Annotated in this window: 20 protein-coding genes; 2 read left to right on the forward strand and 18 right to left on the reverse strand. The window is 37.8% G+C overall.

Features of this window, described 5'->3' with window-relative positions; translation table 11 throughout:
- Nucleotides 1-46: 46 nt before the first annotated feature.
- From ACQ2HF_RS04220 to ACQ2HF_RS04280, 13 genes are all read right to left on the reverse strand, one after another.
- A complete protein-coding gene (locus ACQ2HF_RS04220) occupies nucleotides 47-1468 on the reverse strand; it encodes a hypothetical protein (protein WP_432412275.1) in 1422 nt (473 codons plus the stop codon).
- Complete coding sequence (locus ACQ2HF_RS04225) at nucleotides 1469-2932, reverse strand: MBOAT family O-acyltransferase (protein WP_432412276.1); 1464 nt, start codon at nucleotides 2930-2932, stop codon at nucleotides 1469-1471.
- 13 nt (nucleotides 2933-2945) lie between these two features.
- Complete coding sequence (locus ACQ2HF_RS04230; protein WP_432412277.1) at nucleotides 2946-3797, reverse strand: heparin lyase I family protein; 852 nt, start codon at nucleotides 3795-3797, stop codon at nucleotides 2946-2948.
- A gap of 4 nt (nucleotides 3798-3801) precedes the next feature.
- A complete protein-coding gene (gene wecC, locus ACQ2HF_RS04235) occupies nucleotides 3802-5010 on the reverse strand; it encodes a UDP-N-acetyl-D-mannosamine dehydrogenase (protein ID WP_432412278.1) in 1209 nt (402 codons plus the stop codon).
- A gap of 1 nt (nucleotide 5011) precedes the next feature.
- Complete coding sequence (gene wecB, locus ACQ2HF_RS04240; RefSeq protein ID WP_432412279.1) at nucleotides 5012-6136, reverse strand: non-hydrolyzing UDP-N-acetylglucosamine 2-epimerase; 1125 nt, start codon at nucleotides 6134-6136, stop codon at nucleotides 5012-5014.
- 7 nt (nucleotides 6137-6143) lie between these two features.
- Entirely contained in the window at nucleotides 6144-7115 is a 972-nt protein-coding gene (locus tag ACQ2HF_RS04245; protein ID WP_432412280.1) for a hypothetical protein, read from the reverse strand.
- A gap of 9 nt (nucleotides 7116-7124) precedes the next feature.
- Nucleotides 7125-7985, reverse strand: coding sequence for a dTDP-4-dehydrorhamnose reductase (gene rfbD, locus ACQ2HF_RS04250; protein WP_432412281.1), 861 nt, complete (start codon nucleotides 7983-7985; stop codon nucleotides 7125-7127).
- Nucleotides 7982-8527, reverse strand: a complete 546-nt coding sequence (gene rfbC / locus ACQ2HF_RS04255) for a dTDP-4-dehydrorhamnose 3,5-epimerase (RefSeq protein WP_432412282.1) — start codon at nucleotides 8525-8527, stop codon at nucleotides 7982-7984. Before rfbC ends, rfbD begins: the two co-directional genes overlap by 4 nt.
- A 5-nt stretch (nucleotides 8528-8532) precedes the next feature.
- Complete coding sequence (rfbA, locus tag ACQ2HF_RS04260) at nucleotides 8533-9387, reverse strand: glucose-1-phosphate thymidylyltransferase RfbA (protein ID WP_432412283.1); 855 nt, start codon at nucleotides 9385-9387, stop codon at nucleotides 8533-8535.
- Between the two features lie 123 nt (nucleotides 9388-9510).
- Nucleotides 9511-10536: a dTDP-glucose 4,6-dehydratase gene (gene rfbB, locus ACQ2HF_RS04265; RefSeq protein ID WP_432412284.1), complete on the reverse strand. Its 1026-nt coding sequence runs from the start codon at nucleotides 10534-10536 to the stop codon at nucleotides 9511-9513.
- A 14-nt stretch (nucleotides 10537-10550) separates the two neighbouring features.
- Nucleotides 10551-12233: a DUF6909 family protein gene (locus tag ACQ2HF_RS04270; protein ID WP_432412285.1), complete on the reverse strand. Its 1683-nt coding sequence runs from the start codon at nucleotides 12231-12233 to the stop codon at nucleotides 10551-10553.
- 188 nt (nucleotides 12234-12421) lie between these two features.
- Nucleotides 12422-13909, reverse strand: a complete 1488-nt coding sequence (locus ACQ2HF_RS04275; protein WP_432412286.1) for a GH3 auxin-responsive promoter family protein — start codon at nucleotides 13907-13909, stop codon at nucleotides 12422-12424.
- Nucleotides 13910-13911: 2 nt separating this feature from the next.
- On the reverse strand, nucleotides 13912-14778 hold the full coding sequence (locus ACQ2HF_RS04280; RefSeq protein ID WP_432412287.1) for a M23 family metallopeptidase: 867 nt from the start codon (nucleotides 14776-14778) through the stop codon (nucleotides 13912-13914).
- A 108-nt stretch (nucleotides 14779-14886) separates the two neighbouring features.
- Between ACQ2HF_RS04280 and tatA the strand changes: the two genes are divergently transcribed.
- Complete coding sequence (gene tatA, locus ACQ2HF_RS04285) at nucleotides 14887-15072, forward strand: twin-arginine translocase TatA/TatE family subunit (protein WP_432412288.1); 186 nt, start codon at nucleotides 14887-14889, stop codon at nucleotides 15070-15072.
- An 80-nt stretch (nucleotides 15073-15152) separates the two neighbouring features.
- Here the strand turns inward: tatA and ACQ2HF_RS04290 are convergent, their stop codons facing one another.
- From ACQ2HF_RS04290 to ACQ2HF_RS04300, 3 genes are all read right to left on the reverse strand, one after another.
- Nucleotides 15153-16127 carry a DUF4837 family protein gene (locus ACQ2HF_RS04290; protein WP_432412289.1) on the reverse strand — a complete coding sequence of 325 codons (975 nt, stop codon included), beginning with the start codon at nucleotides 16125-16127 and terminating at the stop codon, nucleotides 15153-15155.
- Between the two features lie 22 nt (nucleotides 16128-16149).
- Complete coding sequence (locus ACQ2HF_RS04295; protein ID WP_432412290.1) at nucleotides 16150-17712, reverse strand: LysM peptidoglycan-binding domain-containing protein; 1563 nt, start codon at nucleotides 17710-17712, stop codon at nucleotides 16150-16152.
- Between the two features lie 98 nt (nucleotides 17713-17810).
- Nucleotides 17811-18998 (reverse strand): phosphoglycerate kinase, encoded by a 1188-nt coding sequence (locus tag ACQ2HF_RS04300; protein WP_432412291.1) that lies wholly within the window; start codon nucleotides 18996-18998, stop codon nucleotides 17811-17813.
- An 84-nt stretch (nucleotides 18999-19082) separates the two neighbouring features.
- On the opposite strand from ACQ2HF_RS04300, the gene ACQ2HF_RS04305 reads away from it, so the two are divergent.
- Nucleotides 19083-20237, forward strand: coding sequence for an ATP-binding protein (locus ACQ2HF_RS04305; protein ID WP_432412292.1), 1155 nt, complete (start codon nucleotides 19083-19085; stop codon nucleotides 20235-20237).
- 146 nt (nucleotides 20238-20383) lie between these two features.
- On the opposite strand, the gene ACQ2HF_RS04310 is transcribed toward ACQ2HF_RS04305, so the two are convergent.
- Both ACQ2HF_RS04310 and mnmG read right to left on the reverse strand, forming a co-directional pair.
- On the reverse strand, nucleotides 20384-21223 hold the full coding sequence (locus ACQ2HF_RS04310; RefSeq protein ID WP_432412293.1) for a class I SAM-dependent methyltransferase: 840 nt from the start codon (nucleotides 21221-21223) through the stop codon (nucleotides 20384-20386).
- Between the two features lie 63 nt (nucleotides 21224-21286).
- Nucleotides 21287-23158, reverse strand: coding sequence for a tRNA uridine-5-carboxymethylaminomethyl(34) synthesis enzyme MnmG (gene mnmG / locus ACQ2HF_RS04315; protein WP_432412294.1), 1872 nt, complete (start codon nucleotides 23156-23158; stop codon nucleotides 21287-21289).
- Nucleotides 23159-23167: the final 9 nt, after the last annotated feature.

Genomic DNA, 23167 nt, shown 5'->3' on the forward strand with positions numbered 1-23167 from the left:
TTTGTTATTTAATAAATTTGTTAAACAATTTTATATCAAGGACAAATTAAAGTTTTGTCGTTAAATTTTCAATGGTAAATACCTTGACTCTTCGTTGGTGTCCTGCAAAAAATTCCATTTTTTTGATTTTATCAAAAGGGAAGTTAAAGGTATAGGGAATAAAATTAACCCCTTTATAGCTTATGATACTTTGGTTATTAAATTCTCCATATAAAACTGCTTTTCCTTTGGCATAAATTATTGCTTTTGGGGGATAGTATTGCTGTTCTTCTTCAGTTAAAGTTATTTCTAACCTTATAGGTTGCGTGGTTGTAGTATCATTTTCCACTTCAAACAATAACTCTATTCTATTGTCTTCTATTCTATATAGGTTTACGCTTGTAATCCCAAATAACTTTTCTTGAGTAAGCGTATCCATTTTCTTAGAAAACAACACCTTTTTAAAATCATCCTCTATATGAAAATATCGATTCTGTAGGCGCTCTGTATTTCCATGATTCCCAACTATTTTTAGAGAATCACGTATGTAATTTGTAAGATATGATGAAACTGAAAGTGCTCCTTTTGAATTAACGTGATTAGGATCTTTGAAATACGTTGCATCTAGCTCTAAAGGTTCCCATAACTGGTTAAAATCTATATAAGGTATGTGTTTGTCACTTAAGTAACTTTTAATGTAGCCAACATACGCTATGTCTGCGTTAGAATGATCTTTCAAGTAAGATGGGGCATTTACAAACAAGATTGGTGTTTCGTGTTTTTTAAAAATATCTATGATGGCATCGATACTCTGTTTTTCTCCATGGGTCAAACCTTCAGGGACTCCTTCCTCTTTGTTTTTTCGTTTATAAACTCCTAGAAATTCATTCCATGTTTTTTCTTCTATACCAGACCCCGTAGTTCTATAGCCTTTGTAGGCATCGATACCATTCCAAATATACGGCTCAGTGAATGGACTGCCGGAAAGATCGGTATTCGACCACTTTTCATGATATCGTAAGGTTTCAGAAAATGCATAGGGCCACTCTGCCATATCAAACATTTCCATCATTTTCTTTGATTTAGCAACACTAAAAGGAACATAATCCAAACTATGCAATTGCAGTGACTTACCTCTTTCATTTACCACAGGCCACACGGACATTGAAAATATATCAATAATTCCCAAGCGGACATCGTGTTCATTTAATACCATTTTAGCTAGCACTTCTGTCGTGGTTAATTGTTGGGAAGTACCCCCAAAATTATACGTGTTCAAGGCTAGTTCATTTTCAAACACACGCGGATCATAAGCATTTAAGGCATGCGAACTGCCAAATATGGCAATCTCAACTTTATCTTGTTCAACATATTCATGCATATTCGCTGCATAAGCTTCGTCCGTTCTAAAATAACTATCTAGATATACTGTTAGTGCTAAAACAATAATTGCTAGTAAGAAGGATATTTTGACAACAAACTTTCTCATCTAAAACTGGAAATAAATAAACTCCTTAGGAGCGGCATCACCATACATCCCAAAAATTATTATAACAAATACTGCTACTATATAAAAGACCCATCTAATAACAATAAACTGCTTATTAAACACTTTTAATGCACCAAATTTATTATGAAAAGCCTCAAACAATAGTAACAATCCTATAAATACCAATGCCGCTTTAAACTCTGCCGAATCCAGCCCCATTCCATAGATGGATTTACTGGTAATTGTTTTGTACTGAAAACTTTTTACAACAACAGTAATAGCATCTGCAAAAGAATTTGCTCTAAAAAAGATCCAGGCAAAACAAACTATTACAAAGGTGAAGCCCATCCAAAATCCTTGTCCGACGTACGATTTGTTGAATCTTGCCACAGCTCCTTCATGGGTCCAGGGTTTTTCTTTCAATATCTTTTCAACTACAATAAATACGCCGTGAACGGCACCCCATATTATAAAGGTAATAGCCGCGCCGTGCCAAAGACCACTTACTAAGAATACAATAAATAAATTCGCGTAGGTTCTATAGTTTCCTTTTCTACTTCCGCCTAACGGAATATAAACATAATCCCGAAACCAGGTAGATAACGAAATATGCCATCTTCGCCAAAACTCGGTTATGGATTTTGAAAAATAAGGACTTTTAAAGTTTTTCATTAAATCAAACCCTAGCGTTCTGGAAATACCTATAGCAATATCTGTATACCCTGAAAAGTCACAATAAATTTGAAACGCAAAGAATACCGTGGCAATAATTAATTCAATACCCGAATAATCCGTTGGATTGTTATAGACTTGATTCACTAATATAGCCACCCTATCTGCAATGACCATTTTTTTAAACAGCCCAAATAATACCAGCAACAGCCCACTTTTTACACGGTCATAGTCAAAGTCGTATTTTTTATAAAATTGGGGAAGTAAGTGTGATGCTCGCTCAATAGGTCCTGCCACCAACTGCGGAAAGAAAGCCACAAACGTAAAAAATGGAAGCCATTCTTTAACAGGTTGTAATCGGCCTCTATAAATATCAATAGTATAACTCAACGTTTGGAAAGTGTAGAAACTTATACCCACGGGAAGTATAATATTTAACGCGTACGAATCCAGACTTCCGCCCAAAAAGTTGAAAGAATTGATAAACGAATCTATAAAGAAATTGGCGTATTTAAAATAAGCTAAAAGCCCTAAGTTAGTCACTAGGCTAACAATAAGCAGTATTCTTTTAGCCGATTTTGTATTGGCTTTGGCTATTTGGCCACCTACCACAAAATCTACGATCGAGCTAAAAATAATTAGAAACAAAAACCGCCAATCCCACCATGCATAAAACACATAACTTGAAAGCAACAGAAATATATTACGAAGCGTTAGCTTTTTATGCACCACCCAATACAACACAAAGAAGATTGGGAAAAAAATTGCAAAATCGAAAGAGTTAAAGAGCATATTGGCTATTTTATTATTTCTTCTTGTTCACTATACTGTCTTTTTTAGTAATTGGAGGGAAATAACCAATACGTTCTGCTGTCATTTTAAAGTCATCATAAAATATATGAATATTGTTCTCTTGTTTGCCATTCCAATAGAGACCCATTTTATAATCATGGGGTAAAATATGATACATATTGGCTCCTTCAAAGTTACATCTCTGCTCTCCTTTTACTTCGAAACATATATCGTTTAATTTCGGTTTTGTATAGCCATCATTATACAAACTCCAAAATATTTCATTTTCAAAAGTATACCAAACATCTGGCCCCAATTCCCCAGGCCAGACAGCCCAGACCATATCATTTAACGTATTCACTCTTAATCCATAGTGCAGTATCATTTTAAATGTTCCATCTGGTTGATGCTCTACCATTAATGCAAATGGCACCCGTACCTTTACTATTTGATCACCATAATTATACCCAGGATAAGGGACATTATGCCATTGATTTAATAAAATATGCCCTTGCGTGGTTTGTTTTTTAAAGAAAGATTTTGGGAATTTAAATTTAAAAGAATACCTATTACGGTAGCCAAATGAATCTTTCGGTTTAAATACAATTTCACTTCTATTTCCCTTCGCAACTTTATCTTCAGGTTCTAGGGAAACCTTAAGCAAATCATTTTCACTATTGTCGGGGTCCTTTACAATTTGTAACCTATCTGGATGTGCTACTTGATGTGTATACCAAAAAGAGTTTAGCGAATCTTCAATATTATCGTCAAAATTTTTTACAACCTGCTCTTTGGATGCCACGTTCGTATCACAAGATATATTGATGCTGAATATTAGCAAAGCAAAAGCTTGAGAAAATTTCATTGAATCACTTTTTTAATCCCACAAAATCAATCACAATCTTGTCTGCAGGTATAGTTACATTTTTAAATTCATTATGAGCTACTAAAAAAACCACAATATCTGCTTTTTCGATAGCATCGGGAATAGAGTGAAGATTCATGTTCTCTTCACTCTCAATATTTGGCTCTACGCGCAGTACATTAAAATTTGCTTTTTCTAAACTTTCGGTTAAATACAAAGCAGGAGATTCTCTCAAATCGTCAATATCTGGCTTAAATGCTAATCCCATGCAAGCTATTACAGCCTCTCTGTGGTTTTCAACTTTAAACTGAAGTGCCGCATTTTTTACTTTTTCAATAGCCCACTCCGTCTTATAATTATTTACCTCTCGTGCCTTGCGAATTACTTGACTTTCCTCAGGAAATTCTGATACGATAAACCAAGGGTCTACTGCAATGCAATGTCCGCCAACTCCTGTTCCAGGGCGTAAAATATTAACCCGCGGGTGTTTGTTGGCCAAAGCAATCATCTCCCAAACGTTGATATCTGCTTTGTCGCAGATCATGCTTAGCTCATTGGCAAAGGCAATCTGGTTGTCTCGTGAAGCATTTTCAACCAACTTCACCATTTCGGCAGTTTTGGCATTCGTTGGGTGTAATTCGCCCACTACAAAATGCTTATAAAACGAAATGGCTTTTTGCGTAGAAGCCTCATCTATGCCGCCAATCGCTCTGTCGTTATGCTTCAGTTCATGCAAGATGTTCCCGGGCAATACACGCTCTGGACAATAGGCAATAAATATTTTTCCCTTTAACTCTGGTCTTTCAGCAAAAATTAAATTCTGTAATTTTTCCGTAGTACCCACGGGGCTGGTAGATTCTAAAATCACCAAAGCGCCTTCTGTAAGCGTTGGAATAATTGTTCTGGCCGCTGCGCTTACATAAGAGATGTCCGGCACGTGATCTCCTTTAAAAGGCGTAGGAACAGCGATCAAATAGACGTCTGCCGTAACAGGTGCCGTTGCCGCCTTTAAATATCCTTTGTTTACTACGTGATGCACCAAACCGTCCAAATCTGGTTCTACAATATGTATCTTCCCTTGGTTAATGGTTTCCACAACTTCTTCTCGAATGTCTACTCCAGTAACTTGTAGCCCTCTACTAGAAATCAAGGCCGCAGTTGGAAGGCCAATATAGCCCAATCCCATCATCACCACGCTCGGTTTATGCTCCATTTTACAATGCTTTTATATAGTTTACAATACGTGCAGCCGATTTCCCATCGCCATACGGATTGTGTAACTGACTCATATTTCTATAGTACGAACTGTCTTCTAACAATTCTTTTGTCTTTGTAATTATTTGTTCTTTATCTGTTCCTACCAACAGCACCGTTCCTTCTTCTACCGCTTCAGGTCTTTCAGTGGTGGTTCTGGTTACTAAAACTGGTTTTCCTAAACTAGGTGCTTCTTCCTGTATACCGCCGCTGTCTGTAATAATTAAATAGCTTTTTTCCATTAACCAAATAAATGCTGGATACGCCAATGGGGGTACTAATAAAATATTATCAACGCCTGCCAACAGTTCGTGAACTGGGCCTTTTACGTTGGGATTAAGATGTACAGGGTAAATTATTTGTGTTTCTGAATGCTCTTGAGCAATGGTTTTTAAAGCGGAACAAATATTTAGCAACCCTTCGCCATGATTTTCACGTCTATGGCCAGTCACTAAAATTATCTTTTTTGAAGGTTCTATTTTTGCTGAAAGCATTTCAATTTCACTATCACTATAACCCTTGGTTGTTACCTTTTCAATCCCGAAGAGCAACGCATCTATCACCGTATTCCCTGTAACTAAAATGGTTTCATCTTTGGTATTCTCCTTCAGAAGATTTTCTTTTGAAAGCTTCGTGGGAGCAAAATGATAGTCTGCAATACGCCCGGTAAGTTGCCTGTTAAATTCTTCCGGAAAAGGATACTGCCGGTTAAAGGTTCGCAAACCTGCTTCTACGTGACATACTTTGGCGCCTGCATAAAACCCTGCAATTCCAACCGCCATAGAAGTTGTGGTATCGCCGTGAACAAAAACATAATCTGGTTGCACCTCTTCCAAAACCGGTTTCATACCTTCAATAATGGTAGCAGTAAGGCTGTATAGATTCTGATTTGGTTTCATGACGTTTAAGTCAAAATCTGGTGTAATTTCAAAAAACTCTAAAACTTGATCCAACATTTCTCTATGTTGTGCCGTAACACATACTTTTGTTTCAAAAGTTGAATCTTGAAGAAAAGCTTTCACTAAAGGAGCCATTTTTATAGCCTCAGGACGGGTGCCAAATACAATTAGGTTTTTCTTTTTCATCTAGCGTCTAGGCTTCATTTTCATTAGCTATTCTTCTCAGGTATACAAAAACATACCGTAGGTAAGCAAATAAGAAAAACAAGAACACGAGAAGAATTGGGTAGATAATATGTTTTTTATTAAGTAACCTGCCATCTGCATCGCGCGTTTGCAATTCGTGCAATGGCACTAGTATGTCTTTCGATAAAACCATCTCATCTTTCAGAATCTGGTTTCTGTCTTGAACCAATAATTTAGCATCCATCAATTCGTTAAGGTCAAAGCCTTTGTCTCTTGGTCCTATATCGGTTCCGCCATTTTCGGTGCTTAAATAGCTCTCAAAAACTCCATCAATAAGCGCCAAGCTTTTGTCGTTGTGCGCTATTTGCGCCTCCATGTTTTTCTGAGCTTCGGCTTTATAGGTACTAAGGCGGGCGTCATTATTAATATAATCGATAAACTTTTGAACATCTTCCGGGGTTGCATATCCAGAAAGTGAGAGATCCAACTTAAAATAATCGTATTTTTTAACTAATACATCATTTAAGGTGTTCTCTTCATCAAACTCCATTCTGCTTAGCAACATGTCTAAGCTCCTTTCGTTAATCTGGTACTCGTCTGTAATGTCTTTAAAGTCTATAATTGGCTCCATAAACACCTCTTTTACCTCGGGATTCCAAGGGCTAAAGCCCGTCTTGGTTAAAAAGATAGAATCATATTTTTTCGCTTTGGAATTATACAATAAAGTAGCGTTATCCACATAGGGCTGCAAGTCATAATTCAACTTTACCACCACGGTAGACTTTCTTGATAGTTTTTGATCTTTTACTTTATACCAACCGAAACCAAAACCAACAATAATTAAAAGCAGGATTACCCACCAAAATTTTATAGCATAATCTATCGCTTTAAATAAAAGGACGATCCAACCTTTTACAATTTCTTTAATTTTATTGATGACGTACACCAAATCTACTTCGTCGTTATGTTCTTGTGCCATAATTCTATATTACATTGTTTCTGAAATTGACATGACAGACTGCAAACTCTCTTTCCAGTCCTTATTTTCTATGTCGAACACTTTTGTAACCTTCCCTGTGTCTAATACACTATTTCTTGGCCGTGATGCAAAAGTAGGATAATGCTCGGTTTTAACAAGATTTGTCGTGGTTAATTGTGAATGTTTTGTTAAAATTTCTTCGGCAAAATCGTACCAGGTAGCTTTTCCTGCGTTACTGAAATGAAACAACCCATAAGTGTTTAGGTTTTTTCTAACGATTTCAACAATTAAAAATGCCAGATCGTTTGCATTGGTGGGCGTTCCTGTTTGCTCTGTTGTAACAGATAGTGGATTCCCTGCTTTTGCGTGCTTGATTATAGTATTAAAAAAATTATGTCCATACTGGCTATATAACCAAGAAGTGCGTAAAATATAATGCTGTGGGCATAGTTCCTGCACATAATGCTCCCCCTTCAATTTTGAAGCGCCATACACATTTATGGGGTTGGTAGCGTCTGTTTCAACATACGGTTTTCCTTTTTCCCCATCAAAAACGTAATCTGTAGAAATATGAATAAGTGTGGTGTGATTTGCCGAACAGACTTCCGCCAAGTTCTTCGCTCCTTCAGCATTGATTTTGAAAGCGTTTTCAGCATCTTTTTCGGCTTGCTCTACGTTGGTGTAAGCCGCTGTATTGATGCAATAATCAAAATTCTTGTTGCTGAAATAGTCGCTAACTAATTGTTTATCGGAAATATCAAACACTTGTTTAGTAGCAAAAACAAATGACAGCCCCTCTAAAGAAGGCGCAATATCCTGTATACACCTCCCTAATTGTCCGTTAGCACCTGTTACCAATATTTTTTTCATGAAGTTGCTTCCTTGAAAGTGGGAAGTAGTAGGTCTTTTTCTGAAACAATAAATTGTTCTTCGGGAAGATACCAATCTAGGTTTAAGGTTGCGTCGTTATAGATGATTCCTCCTTCCGAAGACGCATCGTAATAATTATCACACTTGTACCCAAAAACTGAAGTTTCTGATAAGGTAATAAACCCGTGTGCAAATCCTCGAGGGACAAAAAGTTGTTTCCTGTTTTCAGCAGTTAATTCCAACGAAAAAGAGTGCCCAAATGTTTTCGAACCCTTCCGAAGGTCCACCACAATATCCAAAACCCTGCCCTGCACAGCCCGAACCAATTTTGCCTGTGCCGTCGCTCCTGTTTGATAATGAAGTCCGCGAAGCACGCCTTTTTTAGAAGCACTTTGGTTGTCCTGTACAAAATCAATGGTTAATCCGGTAACTTTTTGAAATGTTTGCTGGTTGTAGGTTTCACAAAATACACCTCGCGCATCTTCAAAAGCACGTGGAATTACGATAAAACAATCTTTTAATGGGGTTTGTTGTAGCTCCAAAATGGTTATAAATCTAATAATGGTTTTCCGTAGCCACTTTTTAGTAAGGGTTCGGCTAGTTTCGTTAATTGTTCTTTTGTGATGTATCCCATTTCATAGGCAGCTTCTTCAATAGAGCCTATTTTTAGGCCTTGACGTTCTTCAATAACCTCCACAAATTGTGCGGCTTGCATTAAGGAGGCAAAGGTACCTGTATCTAACCAAGCAGTGCCTTTATCTAGGATACTCACGTTTAGTTTACCTTGTTTTAGGTATTCGTTGTTTACATCTGTTATTTCTAATTCTCCACGATGACTGGGCTTTATGTTGGCCGCAATCTCTATAACGCTATTGTCATAAAAATAAATTCCCGGAACTGCGTAATTAGATTTCGGGTGTTTCGGTTTTTCTTCAATAGAAAGCGCTTTTCCATGCGCATCAAACGCAACTACTCCGTAACGTTCTGGATCGTGAACGTGGTACGCGTAAATTATTCCGCCTTCAGGATTGTTATTTTGTTGCAATAATTCTTTTAATCCAGAGCCATAAAAAATGTTATCCCCCAATACCAAAGCCACTTTATCGTCGCCAATAAATTCCTTTCCAATTATAAAAGCTTCGGCCAAACCATTAGGTTGCGCTTGCTCTGCATACTGAAAGTCACATCCGTACTTTTTACCATCACCCAGTAATTTTTGAAATAAGGGTAAGTCTTGTGGTGTAGAAATAATTAAAATTTCATTAATTCCAGCATATAACAATGTAGACAAGGGGTAATAAATCATGGGCTTGTCATAGACCGGCATTAACTGTTTGCTCACCGCAAGTGTGATGGGGTGTAACCGAGTTCCTGAACCTCCTGCTAAAATGATTCCTTTCATATGTGTAAAGTGCCTATTTGTTTAGTGCCTAGAGTTATGAGTGCGCTAAAGTTAAAAAGTTTTCTCTGTTCTCTGTTCTCTGTTCTCTGTTCTCTGTTCTCTGTTCTTAAATTCAAATTATAGCTACAACAATCTGTCTTTATGGTTTAAATACCATTCAATAGTTTTCTTAATCCCGCTTTCAAAATTCTCCTCGGCACTCCAGCCAAGTTCTTTTTCTAGTTTTGAAGCGTCTATGGCGTATCTAAAATCGTGTCCGGGTCTATCGGTCACATAAGTAATTTGATCCCGATAGGTTTCTGTTTCTCCCTTTGGCTGAATTTCATCCAACAAATCACAAATGGTATGCGCAATGTATAAATTCTGACGCTCATTACGACCGCCAATATTATAGGTTTCGCCTAATCTCCCATTATCCAAAGCTAGTTGAATACCCTTACAATGATCTAACACATACAGCCAATCACGTATATTCTTCCCATCACCGTAAATTGGGATAGGCTCACCAGAGATTGCTTTTCTAATAATAGTTGGAATTAATTTTTCCTTATGCTGATTGGGACCGTAGTTGTTAGAACAATTGGTAGTCACCACAGGCATTCCGTAGGTATGAAAATAACTGCGCACAATAAAGTCTGAAGACGCTTTCGACGCGCTGTACGGGCTATTAGGCGCGTATGGGGTTTCTTCGGTGAACAAGCCTGTTTCTCCTAAAGTTCCATACACCTCATCTGTAGATACGTGTAAAAATCTCGCGTCTTTAAACGCTTCTTTTAATTGATTTGGACCCTCCATCCATAGCTTGTAAGCATTCTGAAGTAAATGAAACGTTCCTACAATATTTGTTTCAATAAAAGCAGCGGGTCCCGTGATGGAATTGTCTACATGACTCTCCGCTGCAAAATGAATAACACGGTTAAATGTATAGGTTTCAAAAAGTGATTTTACAAAGGCTTCATCACAGATATCTCCTTCTATAAAAGTGGCCCCATGCGCTCCTAAACAGCCCTCAAGATTCTTTAAATTTCCTGCATAGGTAAGCTTGTCTAAGACAAAAATTTCATCTTGTGTGTTTTCTAGCGCATGCTGTACATAATTAGAACCAATGAAACCTGCGCCCCCTGTAAGTAATACCTTATTGCTCTTCAAAATATATTTTTAGGTTATTCTAAAATCTGATTTAACATCTTTTCGGTAATTTTGTACGTTGGTTTTACCCCACTTGTACCCAAGCCGCCACTCGCTAAAGTGCTTCCCGTTTCCAGCGGATTATCACTTGCATAATAAGCATATCTTACTTTTGTTTTGGCACTAATACTTCCTCTAATTTTGGCTGCCGCTTGAATTGCTTTTTGGTAATGTGCGCCTTCCATTTCCAGCCCAATTACATTCCAAGTACTTTCGTGGAAAAACCTCAAGACATCCCTATTTTGCAGCGAAGTTCCCAAAACGGTAATCATAGTGCCCGTACAAACCTTTATAGCATCATCTTCAAAATGAGATTTTTTTAGCCTATTCTTAAAGGGATAATTATCTGCTGTTCCTTCAAAAACGTGTGCAGAAGGGATCATTACATCTCCTTTCCCACCTTCCAGAATTCCAGCTTTTCCCATAATACTTACGGAAGCAACATTCATAAAATATAAACTTTCATTGTCACCTACATAAGGTTTTAAAAGCTCGTCCATAGTTTCGTATGCCTGCTCTCCAAAAGCATAATCCATCACAATAATAACGGGTTTTTCGCTTAGTTCTTTTTCTGAATGATCATAAATTTCCTTTGGAAACTGAGCCGTATCAAATACTTGTACGTTAATATTAGCGCCGCTGGTATCCTTCAGATAGATCATTCCATTTTCTGACGCTTTTTTAGAAACTTTATCCCGTAATTTTCCATTTTTACCATCACTCAATGCTTCGTAGAGTTCTAGGCCTTTCAGTTTCTTTTTTTCAGCAGGAAGCGCAACTTCAGCAAAAAGTGTATTCATCACACTGTGCATATTGGCACTAATTATGTGAATAGGGCGCTTAAGAAGGTCTTTTTTTACTAGGGTTTGTTTTATATTTCTTGCCCATTTTTCGCCGTGAATATGGTGCCCTAAACGTTCGCGGAGTACGGGACTAAAGGTAATAATACGTTTTTGGTCACCCAATGCTTCTTCAATCGCTAATTTTCCTAAATAATAAATAATATTGAAAAAACGGTGGGGGTTATTCTCACAAGCAAATAAAGGGAATACTCTTTTCACCTCATCAAAAGTGCGACCTAAAAAATTTGCCGTGTGTGTTAAGGCAACTTCCGTTTCTTCTTGCGTTAATTTGCCTTTCTTTTCAACCGCTGCCTCTAATTTTTTCCAATCTCGAATTACGTGTCCATCATCATTAATAATCACCTGTTTCATAATCTTATGAGACTCTATGTACAAAAAAGTAAGGTGAGTCAAGACATCATAAATTTCTGAACGCCCACGAGTTACTTCAATATTCATCTGCTCTTCGTCTATGCGGTAGCAATTACGACGGCGCTTGGAGGGAATAATGGGTTCAAAATGTGAGTTGGCATAGCCTTCGTCACTTGTTAAATTTATGAAGGTACACTCTTCAATTCCATAGGGAAGACGATCTATAACGTATAATAAGCCCTGTAATTCAATTTTTTCTTCTGCGATGCTTCCGTATATTTCTGGGCGTAATATTAGCAAAGATTCGCGCAAGGTTTCCCCAGAAATCCCCATAGGCTTGTAAAATCCGCGATTAAATAAATGGCGCATCGTAATGTACAAACGCTCAATGGCGCCTGTACTTTCCTGCGCCCGGGTTCTTTTATGTGTATTGATTAAACTCATTTTGATTGCAAAGATACTAGTTTCGTTACTTTGTGAATTGGTTAACTGGTTAATTAGTGGTGAGGCCTGAGTTCGCTTTGCTTTGAGGGGTGAGTACAGGAGAGGTCTGCAAGGATCGTTTCCCGATAATACTTTGGAACAAGCTATTCCTCCTCATACCTCGCAGGTTTTCCAAGAAAATCCTTAGACTATTTTCTAAAAAAATCTGCAATCTTTCGATCGTTAGACAACCTTGGCACCTTATTTTGCCCACCCAATTTGCCTTGGGATTTCATATATGCCTGAAAGCTATTCTTTGGCAACGCCTTTATCTTCAAAGGTTGCAGCACCTTTCCTTCAATTAAATCGAAATAATAGCTGTTTTGTTGCTGCATTGAAGCATCCAGTTTTTCTGCTATTTGCTGAAGGTTTTCGGGCTCACTTTCAAATTCAATACACCATTCATGATACGGTAGTTCATTTGCCAAGCTTTCGGTCTGTGGGGCGACGGTAAATTCTGAAATACTAAAACTGAAAGCTTCCATCGCTTCTTTCATCGCTTGCTCTACTTCTTTCCCAATGACGTGTTCCCCAAATGCCGAAATAAAATGTTTGATGCGTCCTGAGACAATCACCCGGTAAGGTTTTAATGAGGTAAACTGTACCGTGTCTCCCACATTGTAGGCCCACAAACCAGCATTTGAAGAAACGATAAGTACATAATTTATATCCAATTCCACTTCGCCAATGGTTAATCGCCGAGGGTTTTCTTCAAAAAATTGATCTGCTTTAACAAATTCGTAGAACATCCCGCTATCCAACTGAAGCAACATTCCTTTTTCTTTCTGGCTATCTTGAAAGGCAAAAAAACCTTCCGAAGCTGGAAAAAGCTCTATACTTGGCACTTTCCTACCCAGTAGCGCTTCAAATTTGGCACGGTACGGTTCATAATTAACACCTCCGTAGATAAACAGGTTGAAATTTGGGAAAAGTTTTCCCACTGGTTTACCCGTTTTAGCTTTCAGTCTTTCAAAATACATCTGTACCCAGGACGGGATGCCGCTAATCACAGTCATATCCTCGTTTTTGGTTTCTTCAACGATAGCGTCTACTTTGGTTTCCCAGTCTTCAATACAATTGGTTTCCCAGCTGGGCAGGCGGTTTTTCTGAAGGTAATTAGGCACATAATGCGCTACAATGCCTGATAACCTGCCCAGTTGTATCCCGTTCTTCTCGTTCATTTCCGGGCTTCCTTGTAGAAAAATCATTTTTCCATCTACAAAATTGGCATTTCCAGTTTCATTAATATAGCAAAGGATAGCGTTACGAGCCGCTTGAATATGCGAAGGCATAGATTCTTTCGTTAACGGAATATATTTTGCGCCAGATGTAGTCCCAGAAGTTTTAGCAAAGTACAATGGTTTTCCTGGCCACAAGACATCACTATCACCTTGCACAACTTTTTCAACATAAGGCTTTAAATCTTCATAATCTCTAATGGGTACTTGGTTTGCAAAGTCTTCGCGTGTTGAAATGTCTTTAAAATTGTGATCTTTTCCGAAGGAAGTTTCCGCAGCACTTTTTATTAAATTCTTGAAAACCTTTTCTTGTGCTTTCACAGGGTTGTTTACCCAGCGATTCATCTTGGCAACAACAACTTTAGCGAAAATTTTGGCGGCGAAAGATTTTAACGACATAGTTATTCAAAATCTATAAAGTTGGTTGGGTCTATTGGATAGCTGTCGCTCCAAAGTTCAAAATGAAGGTGAGGTCCTGTGGTAAGCTCTCCTGTGTTACCTACTGTGGCAATTACCTCTCCTGCTTTTACCAATTCTCCCTGTTCTTTGTTTAGCGAAGCATTGTGTTTGTATGCCGAAATAATATCGTTTCTATGTTCAATAATCATGACATATCCAGTTTCTGCAGTCCATGCAGCAAAAATTACCGTTCCATCTGCAACAGCTTTTACTGGCGCATCTTTTACGGTTACTATATCTACGGCAAAATGTTTTTCCTTTGGATTGTAAGAAGAGGATATATTTCCTTTTACAGGTGCGAAAAGAACCACATTAATTTCGCCTGTGTTGGCTAGTGGATTGTACTTATCTTCTCGCGCCACCTTCTCGCGCAGTAAGGAGTCTTCGGTAGAGGGATTAAAATTTACTATGGAAGGATCCAATTGGGCGGCATTAATTATCGAATCTTTATTAAAATCTACTGTTTTAACGTCCCCTGTGAGCACTTTACGTATGGAGGCGAGGTATTGCTGATTCACATTTAATTCTTGCTGTAAAGAGTCTGTTTTGTATGCTAGGTTGGTTGCTTTAAGTTTTAAGGAGGTAGATGAGTACCCCGGTATGTATTCCCGCAAGGGTGTAAAAGCAATAAGTATGGTCGTGGCTATAATTAACAACAACGTGAAAATTGTGCTGAATACAAAAACGTTTAGTCTATTGAGTTTAAAAGAAAAGCGCTCTTCAAAAGTATCTTCATTAAGCACCACTAAGCGATACTTATGCAGTAGCTTTTTCTTGATTTTTCTGGACCGTTTCTCTTTTTGTGCCATACCGTGTACAAATATAAAATAAATGAAGACCGTTTTGCAGGTATCTTGTATGCAAAACGTTGTTTCTAGTAAAAACTTGTTACCTTTGCCATAATAAAATTGAATACTATGGAAGCACTATTTATCCCTATGGTTATTGGTTGGCCACAAATAATTTTAATTGTTGTGGTTGTATTACTATTGTTTGGAGGACGTAAAATTCCTGAAATGATGCGTGGCTTAGGAAGCGGAATTAAAGAATTTAAGGACGCGTCTAAGGAAGACAATGACGAAAAAATTGAAGACAAAAAATAAGTTAGTTTCTTTTATGAAGCTGAAAAACCCGCTAACAATATCGTTTAGCGGGTTTTTTCATGAGTACTTTAAGCTTAAGTTTACTTGATTTTAGCAGACTTGATAATTGCCTCCAGTTCAAACTGAAGGTCTCTTTTCTCTTCAGAAGGCGCATATGTAAATCCTTCCAGAATAAGCCAGCGGTTGTTGGCATCGTCTTTTACGGCGTAGTTCACGAAAGGTCCTGCCATATAAGCATCTGTTATTTCCCAGGTTCCTTTGGTGATATAAGTCTCCTTGCCGTCCAATTCTGAAGAAAATAAAAGTGGTGAATAGGCGGCTTCTGTTATAAATTTACTACCGTCTTCTACTGGTAATAATTCTGCACCAATTGTATTTCGTACATTGATGATATCTGCCATTGCGCTGTCTTTGCGTATCGCATTTAGCGGTGCTTCGTAAATAAATATGTTGGTAGTTCCAGCTTCAATACTTTTTCTAAGCCAGTAGTAATCCCCACCAGATTTTGCTACTCTATACGCTGTTGGCACTTTTAAAGTCACGCCAAACTCCTGTTGTAACGTATCCAATTTTCGAAGTGATAACCGGATTCTTTTTTGTTTTTCTTTTATTTCAGAAGCATAAAAAGCAGCTTTAATCTTTTCTTGATTTTCTTGAAGTAACGCAATAAGCGCTTCTGTGGTTGGTGCGGTTAAAAAAGCACCCGTTTGTGGCTTGGCAAAACTGTTTTGGTTTAGACTAAAATTTGTAGAATCGCTTATTGTAACGTGTAAAAAAATACGATACCGCTGTGCAAAGTCTGTAAAGCTGGATGGTTTCATTTGTACCATTGAATACAGTGGCTCATCCTGAGGAAGACCATCTGCAGGAGCAGCAAAGTATTCTCTAATAGATTCTCCAACATCTCCATTCCAGAGTTCTTCGGAGGTTACAATTTGAAGCGAGTTAATATTCCCTACAGAATCTGGTCTGTATGTACTGGTAGAGTTTGAGCCGTCACCACAGGAAGTAGCAACAAAAAAAAGGCCCAATAAAGCGGCGTAGATTGGTTTCATGGATATAGTTTGAAGGGAACAATTATCCTTTTTGGATCTTTAATTTCATTCCCGGTTTCAGATTTGTACCACCAATATCGTTCCATTTTTTTAGATTGTCTACGCTTACGCCAGGAAATTTTTGCGAAATGCTCCAGAGAGAGTCTCCATTTTTAACTGTATAAGTCCTTTCACTGTTGCTAGAAGCAGTTTTCGAACCAGCCTTTGAGGCTGTGGATTTGATTGGGTTTCTTGAATGAATAGTTAAGCGTTGACCTACTCGTAATCTGTTGCTTTTTAGACCATTCCATCGTTTTATACTAGAAACAGACACTCCGTATTTTTCCGCTATTTTACCAAGGAAATCCCCACTACGCACCCGATATCTAATTTTATCTTCTTGTTCAAAAAGTTCGGGTAAGGGTTTTTCACGTTCTTCCAGTTCTTTTTCTACATAGGCGTAAATAGCTTGTTCATTGCTTACAAATTTACCGACCGCATCTATAGGGAGACGAAGCACATAATTTTCGTCTTCTATAAAAGGAATCACGTCTTTTTTATAGGAAGGATTTAAGAATCGAACTTCGTCAATATCCAGATTGGTTACTTCGGCTACCTGCTGAAGCGTGATCATTTTTTGAACTTTAATGGTATCGGTAGCAACAAAAGGAAATTGAGGTCCATTGCTTTTAAAGCCGTGCTCTTCAGCAAATTCAAAAATATACATAGTTGCTAAAAATGCGGGTACATAGCCCGCCGTTTCACGTGGAAGGTATTGTCTAATATTCCAATAATTAGTCTGTCCATTTGCTCTGCGTAGCGCTTTTGCAACATTTCCTGGACCGCTATTATACGCTGCTAATGCCAAGTCCCAATCGCCCAGACTTTTTTCCAAACTCTTAAGGTACAGGCAGGCGGCTTCTGTTGCCATAATTGGATCCGACCTTTCATCTACATAACTATTTACATCTAGTCCAAACATTTTTCCAGTACTAAACATAAATTGCCACAGCCCTTGCGCACCCACGCGCGAAGTAGCTCGTGGTTCTAAGGCCGATTCTACAATGGCCAAATATTTCATCTCTAAGGGTAGCCCATGTCTATCTAAAGCCTCTTCAAACATTGGGAAATAATAATCACTTAACGCCATTAATCGCGCCAAGCTTTTTCGCCTATTTTTTAGATAGCCTTTGATTACGCTTTCTAAGGATGTGTTATATTCTACATTAAACGGAGTTCTGGCGTTAAGTAATTCGAGGCGCTGTTTTAAAACTTCGGTTGGGAGTTCTTCATATTCAACAGGTTCATGATTTTCGTCCAAAACACTACCATACATTTCTTCAAAACGGCCTGTTGAAAAAAGTTCTTTTAGCCAAATACTATCAATTTTTCTGGCGTGCGACATGTCTTCTAAGCTAAAAACCATAGTGTCCTTAATCTTAGTGGAGACTACGGTAGTTGGTAAGTCGCCGGAAATGGATGTAACGGTAATAGAATCTACTATTTGTAATTTTTGCTTCTGAATTGAATCTACCAACGGCTTTTTTTGCGCCAATAAACAAAAGCTGCCAAAAAGAGTAAATAAGCTTAGGATAACTGTTTTCATAAGTAGGGAACGCAATTTTATAAATTAAAGTATGGTCAAAAGTACTGAAACAAACGGATTGAGCAAATTTTTAAACTACACTCGCATTTTTAGATATATCATTCCAGAAGCGCTTGTATGCCCGGAAGGGTCTTTCCCTCCAACATCTCCAACATAGCACCACCCCCTGTTGAAACGTAACTCATATGAGTTGCAAGGTTAAATTTTTGTACTGCTGCTACTGAATCGCCTCCTCCAACTAAAGAAAATGCGCCATTTGCAGTTGCTTCCGCAATGGCTTCCCCTAATTTTATAGTACCCTCAGCAAATTTTTCCATTTCAAAAACTCCAACAGGACCATTCCATAAAATAGTCTTAGATTTTAAAATTACGTTGGCAAATTGTTCATTAGACCGTGGTCCGGAATCTAACCCCAACCAGCCTTCGGGAATAGCATCGGCAGGTTCGTTTGTAGTATTTGCAAATTCTGAAAAACTATCTGCAGCGATTACATCTACCGGTAAATGCACCTGTACATTTTTTTCTTTTGCTTTTTCCAGAATATCCAAAGCTGTATCCAATTTATCGTCTTCAACCAGAGAACTTCCAATATTTCCACCAGTTGCTTTTATAAAAGTAAATGCCATTCCTCCTCCAATAATAAGGTGGTCAATTGTATCTAATATATTTTCAATAACCGTAATCTTTGAAGACACTTTTGCTCCGCCAATGATAGCAGTAACAGGAGATTGGCCATCGGTAAGTATTTTTTTAACGTTTTCAATTTCTGAAGCTAACAACATTCCGAAGCATTTGTTTTCAGGGAAAAACTGAGCTATGACCGTGGTGGATGCGTGTGCTCTATGAGCCGTTCCAAAGGCATCATTTACATAATAATCGCCCAGTTTTGATAGTTTTTCGGCGAAGTCACGATCTCCTTCAGTTTCTTCTGTATAGTAGCGTAGGTTTTCTAACAACAAAATTTCACCTGGCTTTAAGTTGGAAACAGCTTCTTCGGCAGCCGGGCCAATACAATCTTCAGCGAATTTAACTTGTACTCCAAAGATTTTAGTTGCTCTATTTATAATATGTCGCAGTGAAAACTTGTCTTCTTTACCTTTTGGACGGCCTAAATGAGATAGTAAAATACAAGATCCACCACTTTCCAAAATATTGAAAATAGTTGGCTTAGCGGCTTCTATCCTTGTGGCATCTGTCACTTCCAGATTGTCATTTAATGGCACATTAAAGTCTACGCGCACCAATACTTTCTTATTATTAAAATTTACGTCTTTTACGGTTTTCATGCTCCTTATTTAAGTAGACAAAGATACCATTTTTGTAGTATTGAGCACAGCTTGTGAATACCGCTTAATTGCGTAGTTTTGCGTATGGATTTTTCTGAAGTTATTGGTCAAAAACATATTAAGTCGCATTTGCGAACTACCATAAAAAATGGTCGTATTCCCCATGCACAATTGTTTGTAGGTTCCATGGGAACTGGTGTTTTGCCTATGGCGATTGCATATGCCAGCGAGATACTTTGCCAACATTCTGAAGAAGGAAGCCCAGAACAGGCACTTTGCCGAAAAAAACTGGCACAATTAGCACATCCAGACCTTCATTTTGTTTTTCCAGTAAATACGAACGACACCGTGAAAAAGCATCCTGTTTCTTCTTTATTTATGGAAGATTGGCGCCTTTTTGTAAAAGAAAATCCGTACGGTTCGCTCTTTTATTGGCTTCAATCACTGGGAATTGAAAACAAACAAGGAAATATAAATGTAGATGAAGCAGCCGATTTGCTTAAAAAGCTTTCCTTAAAATCTTACGAAGGAGGTTATAAAGTGGTTATTATCTGGATGGCAGACCAAATGAACACCCAATGCGCTAATAAAATTTTAAAATTAGTAGAAGAACCCCCAGAGAAAACGGTTTTATTACTCCTTACCGAGCAAGAAGAACAGCTTATTGGAACTATTAGATCTAGATGCCAAACACTTCATTTTCCAAGATTATCTGAAAGTGATATGTCTTCTAGTCTAGTTGAAAAACAAAGCCTTAAAGATGGCGTTGCGCAACAAATTGCACATCGGGCCGGAGGCGATTACCAACGTGCGTTGCAACTTTTAGAGCAAGATGGTGACGCGTCTGTTTTTGAAAAATGGTATGTAACATGGGTACGCACAGCTTTTAAAGCAAAGGGTAATAAAAAGGCCATCCACGAGCTTTTAAAATGGAGTGAGGATTTAGCAGGTGTGGGGCGCGAAACACAGAAGAAATTTTTAAACTATTGTATTGAAGTTTTTAGACAAGCTATGTTGAAAAATTACAAAGCAGATTCTCTTTTGTTTTTTGAAAGTACCGATGGAAGTTTTGATATTTCAAAATTTGCTCCCTTTGTCCACCAAAACAATATTTTTGAGATTACTGAAGCACTAGAAAATGCATCCTACCATATTGAAAGAAATGGAAATGCTAAATTAATTTTCTCAGATCTTAGCATTCAGTTAACTCGACTTATTCATAGAAAAGAACTTGCATAGATATATCTTATTAGCATTGCGAATTCAATAACAACTATTTATTATAATCGAGCGGTTTTCAGGCCATTTAAGCTGCTTTCTCAGAAAAAGCAACGAGAAATATGCCAACAGGTTTATGCTTCCTTAATCGCTACAAAACACGTAAACTAGCTCTTTCTAAAGCAATATATTAATGAAGAATACTCTTTAGTCTTTCTAGCTTTACGATTAGATTGTAATCCTACCCAAAAGGCTCGCAAAGAAAATTTCTTCCCTGTTTTATACTTTTCTGATAATAAGCTCACGTAGAAAGAATCGAATACCATCGGTTTAATTGAAATAAGCTGAAAAGTATTTTTTAAAATTTTAGGAAGCGACTTCCTTGAAAAATGCCAAAGATGTCTGGGAACATCATATGCTGCCCAATAATTTTTATAATACTGCGCATCGTAACTTTTATAATTTGGAACAGCTATCACCAAAACACCCTTTTCATTTAAAAGCGAATGACAGGTTTCAAGCACTTCTTTGTAATTTGAAATATGTTCTAGCACATGCCACATTGTGATAACATCAAATTTTTCGCCCTTAAAATTAGTAACGGTGCTCTCGAGTGAAATCGATTTTTTTTTAGCTAGCCTTCTGGCATTAGGATTTATTTCTACTCCAGCTATATCCCACGCTTTGTTTTTTGCTGTTACTAAAAAGTCACCCGTTCCCGCACCAATATCCAACAATTTTCCTGATCCGTTATGTAGTTTTTTTATAAGGTTGACTTTCTTTTTCAGAGAATAGTTTTTTACCGTTTGATACAAAAAAGATACGACTCCTTTTTTTTCATCGGTGTGCGAAATATAATTTTCGCTTTCGTAATACTTTCCCAAATCCTCCTCTGCCGGACATGGGTTCGTAATGAGTAGTTCAAATTCTGAATCGTACTGCAATTGAAATTCCTCTCCAGAAACTAAATAATCTTTTGCTAAAATATAAATTGGTTTTTGGGACAAAACTAAGGGTTGAGTGATTGAAAATATTTAAAATGCAGTATACGTTCCACGTGAAACAATGGTCTAACGCCCCATATACACTAACATAACTGAAATATCATTTGGTGAAACACCACTTATACGGCTGGCTTGTGATACGGTTGCCGGTTGGACAGCATTGAGTTTCTCCTTGGCTTCGTGAGACAAAGATTTTAACTTTGAATAATCAAAGTTTCTGGGAATTTTAATGCCTTCTAACCTGTTTAGTTTATCAGCATTGTTTTTTTCCTTTTCAATATAACCAGCATACTTCACTTGTATTTCAGTTTGCTCTAATTCTTCAAAAGAAAGATTATGATCTTCAATATAAGCTGATACAGATTCTATTTTTCTCATATCTTCCATAATAATTTCCGGGCGAGAAAACAGCTTAAACATCTTGTCACTTTGATCTACTGTAGCAGATTCTTTAGCTTCCAGAATAGGATTTACTTCGGTATGAGACACACTGGTGTCCTTAAAAAATTGCACAAAACCACTGGAATTTTGTTCCTTCTTTTCCATTTTTCTAAGGCGTTCTTCAGAGGCTAGTCCTATTTCGTATCCTTTAGGGGTAAGTCTGAAATCTGCATTATCTTGACGCAATAAAGTTCTGTATTCCGCTCTGGAAGTAAACATCCTGTAAGGCTCTTCTGTTCCTTTTGTGATCAAATCGTCTATTAAAACCCCGATGTAAGCTTCGTTTCTTTTCAAGATAAACGGATCTTTTTCATGAACTTTAAGATGTGCATTAATTCCAGCCATCAATCCTTGTGAAGCTGCTTCTTCATAGCCTGTAGTTCCATTTATTTGTCCAGCAAAATACAATCCTTCCACTAATTTGGTCTCCAAAGTGTGCTGTAATTGTGTAGGCGGGAAATAATCGTATTCAATGGCATATCCAGGGCGAAAAAACTTCACATTTTCAAATCCATCACATTGTTGTAATGCTCTAAATTGGACATCCTCTGGCAATGAAGTGGAAAACCCATTAATATAATACTCCACCGTATTCCATCCCTCAGGCTCTACAAAAAGTTGATGCCTATCTTTGTCTGCAAATCGATTGATTTTATCTTCAATGGAAGGGCAATACCTTGGGCCTATACTTTTAATGGACCCATTAAACATTGGAGACCTATCAAAACCTTCGCGCAATAGATTATGAACCTTCTCACTTGTGTAAGACATATGGCAGGCACGTTGCTTTGTTAATGGCTTCGTACGATCCAGATAAGAAAATTTTTGTGGATCTACGTCGCCAGGCTGAATTAACATCTTTGAAAAATCCAACGATCTTCCGTCTACTCTTGGAGGCGTCCCAGTTTTCATTCTGCCCGAGTCAAACCCTAACTCGACCAAGTCTTTAGTAATTCCTGTCGCAGCTCTTTCGCCAGCTCTTCCTCCTCCAAACTGTTTTTCGCCAATATGAATTAGTCCATTGAGAAAAGTACCGTTTGTAAGTACAACCGATTTTCCTCTTACTTCTAATCCGAGGGATGTTTTTACACCTACAATTTTACTGCCTTCCGTAATAATACTAGAAACCATCTCTTGATAAAAATCTAAATTCTTCGTTTTCTCAAGCATCAATCTCCAATCTTCAGCAAAACGCATGCGGTCACTTTGGACACGCGGACTCCACATAGCTGGCCCTTTAGATTTGTTGAGCATCTTAAATTGTATCGCAGAGGTGTCTGAAACAATCCCGCTATATCCGCCTAAGGCATCAATCTCACGCACAATTTGCCCCTTCGCAATTCCGCCCATGGCGGGGTTACAGGACATTTGTGCTATATTTTGCAAGTTCATTGTAATAAGCAGGGTTTTAGAACCCAAATTAGCAGCAGCAGCAGCAGCTTCGGAGCCCGCATGACCACCACCCACTACAATAACATCGTATTCTGTTTGAAACATAAGTAAAAT

The sequence above is a fragment of the Rasiella sp. SM2506 genome, from assembly GCF_050859505.1.
Taxonomy (GTDB): domain Bacteria; phylum Bacteroidota; class Bacteroidia; order Flavobacteriales; family Flavobacteriaceae; genus Marinirhabdus.